The organism is uncultured Nitratireductor sp., assembly GCF_913053745.1.
In the GTDB taxonomy this organism is placed as follows: Bacteria; Pseudomonadota; Alphaproteobacteria; order Rhizobiales; family Rhizobiaceae; genus Nitratireductor.
Genome location: NZ_CAJXGF010000183.1, coordinates 1 through 7,615 on the forward strand (window position 1 = coordinate 1; position 7,615 = coordinate 7,615).

General features: G+C 61.8%; 8 protein-coding genes and 1 pseudogene. 5 read left to right on the top strand and 4 right to left on the bottom strand.

Going from position 1 to position 7,615, the window contains the following annotated elements:
- Positions 1-1,165: xanthine dehydrogenase family protein (locus QZ638_RS20915; protein WP_295814026.1), on the bottom strand; the 1,165-nt coding region annotated here is incomplete at its 3' end.
- Between the two features lie 125 nt (positions 1,166-1,290).
- Here QZ638_RS20915 and QZ638_RS20920 point away from each other — a divergent pair.
- Complete coding sequence (locus tag QZ638_RS20920; protein WP_295814031.1) at positions 1,291-2,202, top strand: LysR family transcriptional regulator; 912 nt, start codon at positions 1,291-1,293, stop codon at positions 2,200-2,202.
- On the opposite strand, the gene QZ638_RS20925 is transcribed toward QZ638_RS20920, so the two are convergent.
- Entirely contained in the window at positions 2,199-3,089 is an 891-nt protein-coding gene (locus tag QZ638_RS20925; protein WP_295814035.1) for an alpha/beta hydrolase, read from the bottom strand. The two genes, QZ638_RS20920 and QZ638_RS20925, sit on opposite strands and share 4 nt — an antisense overlap.
- Positions 3,090-3,448: 359 nt before the next feature.
- On the opposite strand from QZ638_RS20925, the gene msrB reads away from it, so the two are divergent.
- Both msrB and msrA read left to right on the top strand, forming a co-directional pair.
- A complete protein-coding gene (gene msrB / locus QZ638_RS20930; protein WP_295814037.1) occupies positions 3,449-3,895 on the top strand; it encodes a peptide-methionine (R)-S-oxide reductase MsrB in 447 nt (148 codons plus the stop codon).
- Complete coding sequence (msrA, locus tag QZ638_RS20935) at positions 3,892-4,398, top strand: peptide-methionine (S)-S-oxide reductase MsrA (protein ID WP_295814042.1); 507 nt, start codon at positions 3,892-3,894, stop codon at positions 4,396-4,398. The genes msrB and msrA overlap by 4 nt, the downstream gene beginning before the upstream one ends.
- 210 nt (positions 4,399-4,608) lie before the next feature.
- Here the strand turns inward: msrA and QZ638_RS20940 are convergent, their stop codons facing one another.
- The gene (locus QZ638_RS20940) at positions 4,609-5,121 is read right to left on the bottom strand and encodes a MarR family transcriptional regulator (RefSeq protein WP_295814045.1); all 513 of its coding nucleotides are present in this window, start codon (positions 5,119-5,121) and stop codon (positions 4,609-4,611) included.
- Between the two features lie 325 nt (positions 5,122-5,446).
- Between QZ638_RS20940 and QZ638_RS20945 the strand changes: the two genes are divergently transcribed.
- On the top strand, positions 5,447-6,169 hold the full coding sequence (locus tag QZ638_RS20945; RefSeq protein ID WP_295814047.1) for a GntR family transcriptional regulator: 723 nt from the start codon (positions 5,447-5,449) through the stop codon (positions 6,167-6,169).
- Positions 6,170-6,172: 3 nt separating this feature from the next.
- Entirely contained in the window at positions 6,173-7,204 is a 1,032-nt protein-coding gene (locus QZ638_RS20950; RefSeq protein ID WP_295814050.1) for an ADP-ribosylglycohydrolase family protein, read from the top strand.
- 113 nt (positions 7,205-7,317) lie between these two features.
- Here QZ638_RS20950 and QZ638_RS20955 read toward each other — a convergent pair.
- A pseudogene (locus QZ638_RS20955) lies at positions 7,318-7,602 on the bottom strand (SAM-dependent methyltransferase); the annotation flags it as partial.
- Between the last annotated feature and the right edge of the window lie 13 nt (positions 7,603-7,615).

Sequence of the window (7,615 nt, forward strand, 5' to 3'; positions counted from 1 at the left end):
CGCGCGGCACCGGCACGACCACGGCGCCCGGGCCCATGCGCAGCGCCCGCGCGGCCTCATCCAAAAGGCGCTCCAGCAACATCGCTGCCTCCGGTCGCCCGGCACCGCGGTAGATGCCCACTGCAGCACGGTTGGCCTGATAGCCTTTCAGATCGATGTCCAGCGCTTCAAGATGATAGGGACCTGGAAGAATGCGGCTGGCATTGCGCCCGGGGATCGCAGCGCTGTAGGGCATCCAATGGCCAAGTTGAAACGTCAGGCGTGCCTTCAGGCCAAGCAGCTTGCCGTTGCCGGACAAAGCCAGTTCGCCTTCGCTGCGCGCGCCACGACCCTGTGTGGCCGCAAGCAATTCCTCGCCACGCGTCGCGCACCATTTTACGGATGCCTTGAGATGCCGTGCTGCCCAGGCGACAGCGACGTCTTCAGGATAGATCGACGATTTTCCGCCAAACGCACCGCCGACATCGGGCGCGACGACACGAACCTGCGACATGGGAAGATCGAGAATACGCGCAAGATCCTCGCGCACCCGAAACGGAGCCTGTGTGGAGGTCCAGACGATCAAACCCTCTTCGGACCATTCCGCCAGTGTCGCGCGCGGCTCCAGCGCGGTCGGCGCGAGCAACGAGTGTTCGACCGACACCGAAACCACATGATCGGCCTCTGCAAAAGCCGCGTCCACATCTCCGTTGGCGTGGTGAAACGCGTAAATCTCCGCACCCGCACCGCTGGACAGATCATCGTGGGGGTCGACGTCCAGAAAGACGTTTTGCGCGGCGTCGCGCGCGGCTGAAAGCGACGTGGCGACGACCGCGGCCACAGCCTGGCCGGCCGCTTCAACCTTGTGTTTTGCGAGCGGCTGCAAAGGGCGCACACCCATGTCGGGCAACACCATATTGACGGCCGAGTGTCCGAGTTCGCCCAGATCGTCGGCTGTCAGAACCGCGACCACCCCTTCAGCCTGCCGGGCGTCTTCAACGTCGAGCTCCGAAATGACGCCGCGTGGATAAGGACTGCGAACGAATTCCACAAACAAGCACCCATGTGGCAGCAGGTCATCCACATAACGGCCATGGCCGCGTACCAGGCGCATGTCTTCGACCCGCGGCAGACTGCGCCCGAGCCATGACGGATCATGTGCGGCTGCACTTCTGGTGATGTTCAAACCCTGCTCCCCATCGCGACCGTTCGTGGATCGACGATTGCTACCGGGAGCAAACACCCGATTTATATATATGACAATCTGGATTTATTCTATTAATTTATAGGAAATTATTATATATTAGCATCATGAAGGTGACCATCAAACAGATCGAAAGTTTCCTGGCTGTCGCCAGCGATGGAAACTTTTCAAGCGCCGCGCGCCGGCTGGGAACAGCCCAGCCAGCCCTCTCGCAAGCGGTGCGGGATCTGGAAACCGAACTGGGCGTCCGGCTTTTCGACAGAACGACCAGACGGGTTGAACTCACCAGCGCCGGCCGCGAGTTCATGGGATCGGCCGGAAAGGTCATGGACGACCTGGATCATGCCATCCAGAACGCACGCGATCTCGCCGAACGCAAGCGCGGTCGCATCCGCATCGCGGCTCCCCCGCTTCTCGCCGCGGTCGTTCTGCCGCGCGCGATCGCCGCCTTTCAGGCGCAGCATCCCGGCATCACGCTGGAACTCGTTGACGTGGGCACCGAGCAAATCGTCGAAAGCGTCCTTAACGGACAGGCCGAATGCGGCCTTGGCACATTCCCGCCCGATGAAGCGGGCATCGAACGAACGGTGCTGATGCGGGACAATCTGATGCTGTTTTGCGACTACGGCAGCGCCTTCAATGGGCACACGACTGTCGATTGGGCCGATCTTAAGGGGCAGCCACTTATCACCTTAACGCGCGACAGCGGCATTCGCCTTCTCGTCGAGGTGGGGTTCGAGTCCGTTCGCCTGCCGTTGAAACCCGCATTCGAGGTGTCATTGATCACCACGGCGCTGGCGCTGGTGGAAGCCGGTCTCGGGATTGCCGTGCTGCCCACCTATGCGCTGGCATCGGCACAGCACCACAAGGTCACCGGTAAAATCCTGACCAATCCGAGCATCGCGCGCGAGGTGGTGCTGATCCACGCCAGCGGCCGTTCCGTTTCACCGGCCACCGCGGCTTTTGCAAGCGTGGTGCGCCGGATGGCACAGAGACTGACGCCGCGCGAGCAGAGCTAGCCGGCCTTGCCTTCGATCAAAGCGACAAGCGATTTTGAAAGATCGCTTTGAGGGTCCGCCAGATCGAGAATGACATCGAAATGGTTGCGGCCGGGTATCTCCATCAGCGTGGAACGCGCACCCGTCGCAAGCCACATCTCGTGATACTCGCGGGATTGCCGTCGAAAGCCGGCCGGCTCGCCCTGCGCATAGGCAACCACAATGGGTGGACCGGAGGACGGTATGTGTTCGGCCGGGCTGAGCGCACCGACTTCCTGCGGCGTGAGCGACATCCATTCCTGTGCGAAAGATTGCGCGATGGGTGCCAAATGGTAAAGTCCGCTGACCGGCATCGCGCCCTTGATGACATCCACGGGCACGCCGTAATCGTCGTGCCAGCCCGCCGCCAGCAGCGTGCCCGTCAGATGTCCGCCCGCAGAGCTGCCGCCTGCAAAGATGCGTTTGCGATCGATGCCGAAGCGCGCGCCCTCACGCCACAGAAATGCGGTCGCCGAACGCACCTGTCGAACGATCTCGGTGAGACTGACGGCAGGCGCCAGGGAATAATCGACGACAGCCGTCGCAATGCCCTTTCGGGCCAGCATGGCCGCCATGAAGGCAGAATCGTATTTGGAAAGCGCGCGCCAATACCCTCCGTGCACGAAAAGAAACAGGGGGCGCATTTCTCCCTCGCGCGTACCGAAAATGTCCAGAGTTTCTCCGCTTGCCGGATCATACACCACATCGCGGACGCCGTTCAGCGCGGCGCAAGCGGTTTCCGATTCCTGACGATAGCGCTGCATGACACGATCAAAGGCCGTCGCCGAGACGGTCCCCCGCGCATTATAATCGACATTCAGGACGTCTTTCGGCAACGTCGCCTCATGGGCGATCGAACTGTTTGGCATGATCGTTTCCGTTTCTCGCAAAAAACTCAACCGCATATGCACGAACAGCGTCGGCGAGAGCTTTCGGCTTCTCGAGCATGGGAATACGCGTTCTACCTTCCGGTTTCACCGGTGTGAACCGGGGTTTGCGACGAAGACATTTTCGGCCTCCCAGACGCACAACCTCGATGCGTTCCCGGCGAAGCGAAACACACTTTCCAGCGTCCTCAAGCGCATCCCGGCGGACTTCCGTCTCGGATCACGCTAATATGATTGGGATCGTGGAGCGGCGATACCTAGATGAGGCTCCACGGGCACCGGTTCTCCTAACCGGTACCGATACCGACCACGACAGAACGATCAGGAAGCCGGAGCTACGAATGAATTACAAAAAGACCGAAGAAGCCTTGGCCCGCCTCACCCCGGAGCAATATTACGTGACGCAGCAAAGTGGAACGGAACGCCCGGGAACCGGCGAGTACCTGGACAACAAGGAACCGGGAATCTATGTCGACATCGTGTCCGGCGAACCGCTTTTCGCCAGCGCCGACAAGTATGAATCCGGCTGCGGCTGGCCGAGTTTCACAAAGCCCATCGTTTCGGCCAATGTCAGTGAACTTCGGGACGTTTCCCACGGCATGATCCGCACGGAAGTGCGCTCCGCCCATGGCGACAGTCATCTCGGCCATGTCTTCGAGGACGGACCGACAGACCGTGGCGGCCTGCGTTACTGCATCAACTCGGCTGCGCTGCGCTTCATTCATCGCGATGCGATGGAAGCGGAAGGCTATAGCGATTATCTCGATCAGGTGGAGGAAGTGCAATGACTGAACGCGCTGTTCTGGCCGGCGGCTGCTTCTGGGGCATGCAAGACCTTATTCGCAAGCTGCCTGGCGTCGTCAGCACCCGCGTGGGGTACACTGGGGGCGACGTGCCGAACGCGACATATCGCAACCACGGAACGCATGCAGAAGGCATCGAGATCGTCTTCGATCCCGAAAAGACGAGCTATCGTCGACTGCTGGAGTTCTTTTTCCAGATTCACGATCCGACCACAGCGAACCGTCAGGGCAACGATATCGGCCTGTCGTACCGCTCCGCGATCTACTACGTGACGGATGAGCAAAAGCATGTGGCCGAAGAAACGATTGCCGATGTGAATGCTTCCGGCCTGTGGCCGGGCAAAGTCGTAACGGACCTGGAGCCGGTCGGCGACTTCTGGGAAGCAGAGCCGGAGCATCAGGATTATCTGGAGCGTTATCCCAACGGCTACACCTGCCATTTCGCGCGTCCCGACTGGGTATTGCCGCGGCGCGACGCAGCCGAATAGGGCTGCTCGCGCAACCCAACAGAAACGCCCTTCGGCAACGACGCCGGCGGGCGTTTTTCATGTTTTGCAGAATTCGGAAAAACGATCGCGTTTGCGATAAAACGGCTTCATTGCCGCCCGTTTTGCGTAATTCGGGTAGGCTTTCAGCGTTTCTCCGAAACAGTTCGGCGTATCGCAGCCGCGCTGCAATACGCCGGGCGGCTCCCCAGCTTACGGTGTTTCCAAGCTGGAGGTAAGTTTGCGCAAAAGCTCCTCGAGAAGCGCCTTCTCACCGGCGTTCAGCGCGTCGAGCAACAGGCGCTCTTTGCCCATATCCTCCTCAAACGCCGCTTCGACTTTGCGAACGCCCTCGCCGGTGAGCCGCACGGCAAGGCTGCGCCGGTCCTCCCGCGAAGCTTCCCGAACGATCAGGCCCGCCTTTTGAAGCCGGTTCAGACGTGCCGTCAGTCCACCGGAGGTGATCATCAGCGATTTATACAGTTCGGTTGGCGTCAAGCGATAAGGATCTCCCGCTCGCCTCAGCGTTGCGAGAACGTCGAACTCCCCACGATCCAAGCCGTAGCCCGCAAAAGTCTCGCTGATACTCGGATGGACAAGATTGGCGATCCGGTTGATGCGGCCGAGAAGCGACATCGCAGAGGTGTCCAAAGCGGGGAGTTCCCTTGCCCATTGCGCTCTCAGCCGGTCCACATGATCGTTTTCGGGTCGTTCGCTCTCAGTCATGATTCCATCGTGGCAATGTCGGCAAACCAATCGGCGAAATATCTTTCCGCCAAGATATGTGGGGCGCCTGTGCCTTGCAAGCCATGTCGACGTTTCCGTTAACACAGGCCTGATCGCGATTGCGGCTCGAACGAGCGGGATCTTCCCATCCGGTTTGCGCGGGCAAGCGCCCGCCGACAACCGCCCCAGAATCCCGCCAACAGACGGCCATACCGAAGCCAAAGCAAATTGTCTCATGACAACCCATAAGCCGAACGCCCGTTGACCATGCGCCTCCACACTGTTATTGAACAAGATTAAACAAGTTCAATGAACAGGACTGGATATGGCCCGCCGCCTACTCCGGGCAGCCGGAACCGCGAAGCCGGAACAGATCGCCAGTGAACTGGAGCACGAAATCCTCTCCGGCGCGCTCGGCTTTGGCGCGCGCCTTCAGAGCGAAAACGAACTCGTCCAGCGCTTCTCTGTCAGCCGCAACACAGTGCGCAAAGGTTTGGAAGAGCTCTCCAACCGTGGGCTCATCACAACGCGCGTCGGCATCGGTTCCTTCGTCACCTTCGACGGCAAGACGATCGACGACGCGGTCGGTTGGTCGAAGGCGCTCGCCAATGCCGGTGCCAACGCGCAAACGCGGACCTTGCGCCTCGAAGTGATCGAAGACGGGGCTCTCGCCACGCAGCTCGGCATCGAAGAAATGTCCTTCATCGCACTCGACCGCGTGCGCAGCGATGCAGACAACGGCCAGCCCATCTCAATCGAACGCAGCCGGCTGCCGCTCTCGCCCGAGCTCGAGGAGGTTCCGCTAAAGGGGCTGCGCCACGGCTCCCTGCATCGCACACTGCGCGCGGCCGGACTGGTGTCGCATCATGGGGAGGAATGGGCCGATATCGAGATGCTTTCCACAGAAGACGCGGCAATCCTAGGCTGTGCGGCGGGTGCGCCATTCCTGCGCACACGCCGGCTGACGCGCATGAGCGACGGTCGGCCGATCGAGTTCGTCACCAGTCTGCTCAACCCGGCGCATTTCGCGTTGCATCTGGAGTTTTGACGAATGCCCGCGCGAGAAGAGATGCTCGACCGTGCATGGACCGCGCTCGCTGCGGGGGCAATCGGCGATGCGCTCGGCATGCCAACGCAGTTGCTCACGCCAGCCGAAATCGCTGCGCGCTACGGCTTCGTGGACAGTTTCGTCACACCGAGCGAGGATCATCCCGTCTCACGGGGCCTTGCCGCAGGCACAGTTACTGACGACACCGAGCAGACGCTGCTTCTGGCGCGCTTACTGCTCGCCTCACCGGAACATTTCGACCATGCAGGCTGGGTGAGAGCACTCGTCGAATGGGAGCGTGACGTCAAGGCGCGCGGCAGTTACGACCTGCTCGGCCCCTCGACCAAACGTGCGCTCGACGTCATCAATGCCGGCGCGACACCAGCCGAGGCCGGCCGTTTCGGCACGACAAACGGGGCGGCCATGCGGATTGCACCTGTGGGCATATTGATGCCGCAGACGCCGCTCGAAGCGCTCGTCGACAAAGTCGCCGAGACCTGCCTCGCAACGCACAACACACCCAGCGCGATTGCCGGCGCTTCGGCTGTCGCCGCAGCAATCAGCCAGGGCATAGCCGGCGGCGACTGGCCGGCTGCAAGGGCACGCGCACTCGACGCCGCCACCCTCGGGGCCGCACACGGGCACGCCGACGACGGGCCGGAATTGCGCGAGCGCATCGCCGAAGCGTTGCGTTTGGTCAAAGGCAAGAACACGGCTGAAGCCGCCCATGTGATCGCCAACGAGATCGGTACCGGCGTGGCGACCAAGGAATCGGTGCCGGCCGCCTTTGCCGTCGTCGAGGTCGCGGGCGGCGACCCCTGGCAGGCCGCCGTGCTCGCCGCCAATCTCGGCGGCGACACCGACACAATCGGTGCGATCGCTGCCGGGATGGCCGGCGCCTGCACTGGCAGTGCCGCGCTGCCCGAAGACAGGCTCGAGGCTTTGCATGGCTTCGACATTGCCGAAGCCAAAGCGCTCGCCGGCGAGCTGATCCGCGCTCGCCTTGTCGTGGCGAACGGACGGGAGGTTGCCTGATGGGACGCCTCGTTCATGCCGGCAGTGCCGTAGTCGACCACGTTTATCTGATCGACCGTCTGCCCGCGCCGGGCAAGAGAGGCCCAATCAAGATCCGGTACGCCGCCAGCCTTGGCATGGCCGGTCACGAAGGTGACGGCCTGCGCATGGTCTCGGTGGGTCAGCGGGATACCGGCACTCGCCGCACATCCGAGGGCAGAAGAAATGCCCGGCACAACGAAGGCGGAAATGCCTGCGGCCTCGACCGCGTCCAGCTCTTCCCCGCCCCGGCCGAAAATGAACGGGTCGCCGCCCTTCAGCCGCACCACGTGTTTGCCGGTCTTCGCCAGCGACACCATCATGTCGTTGATGTCCTCCTGCCGGCAGCTGTCGCGGCCGCCTCGCTTTCCGCCAAGCATGCGCTTCGCCTCG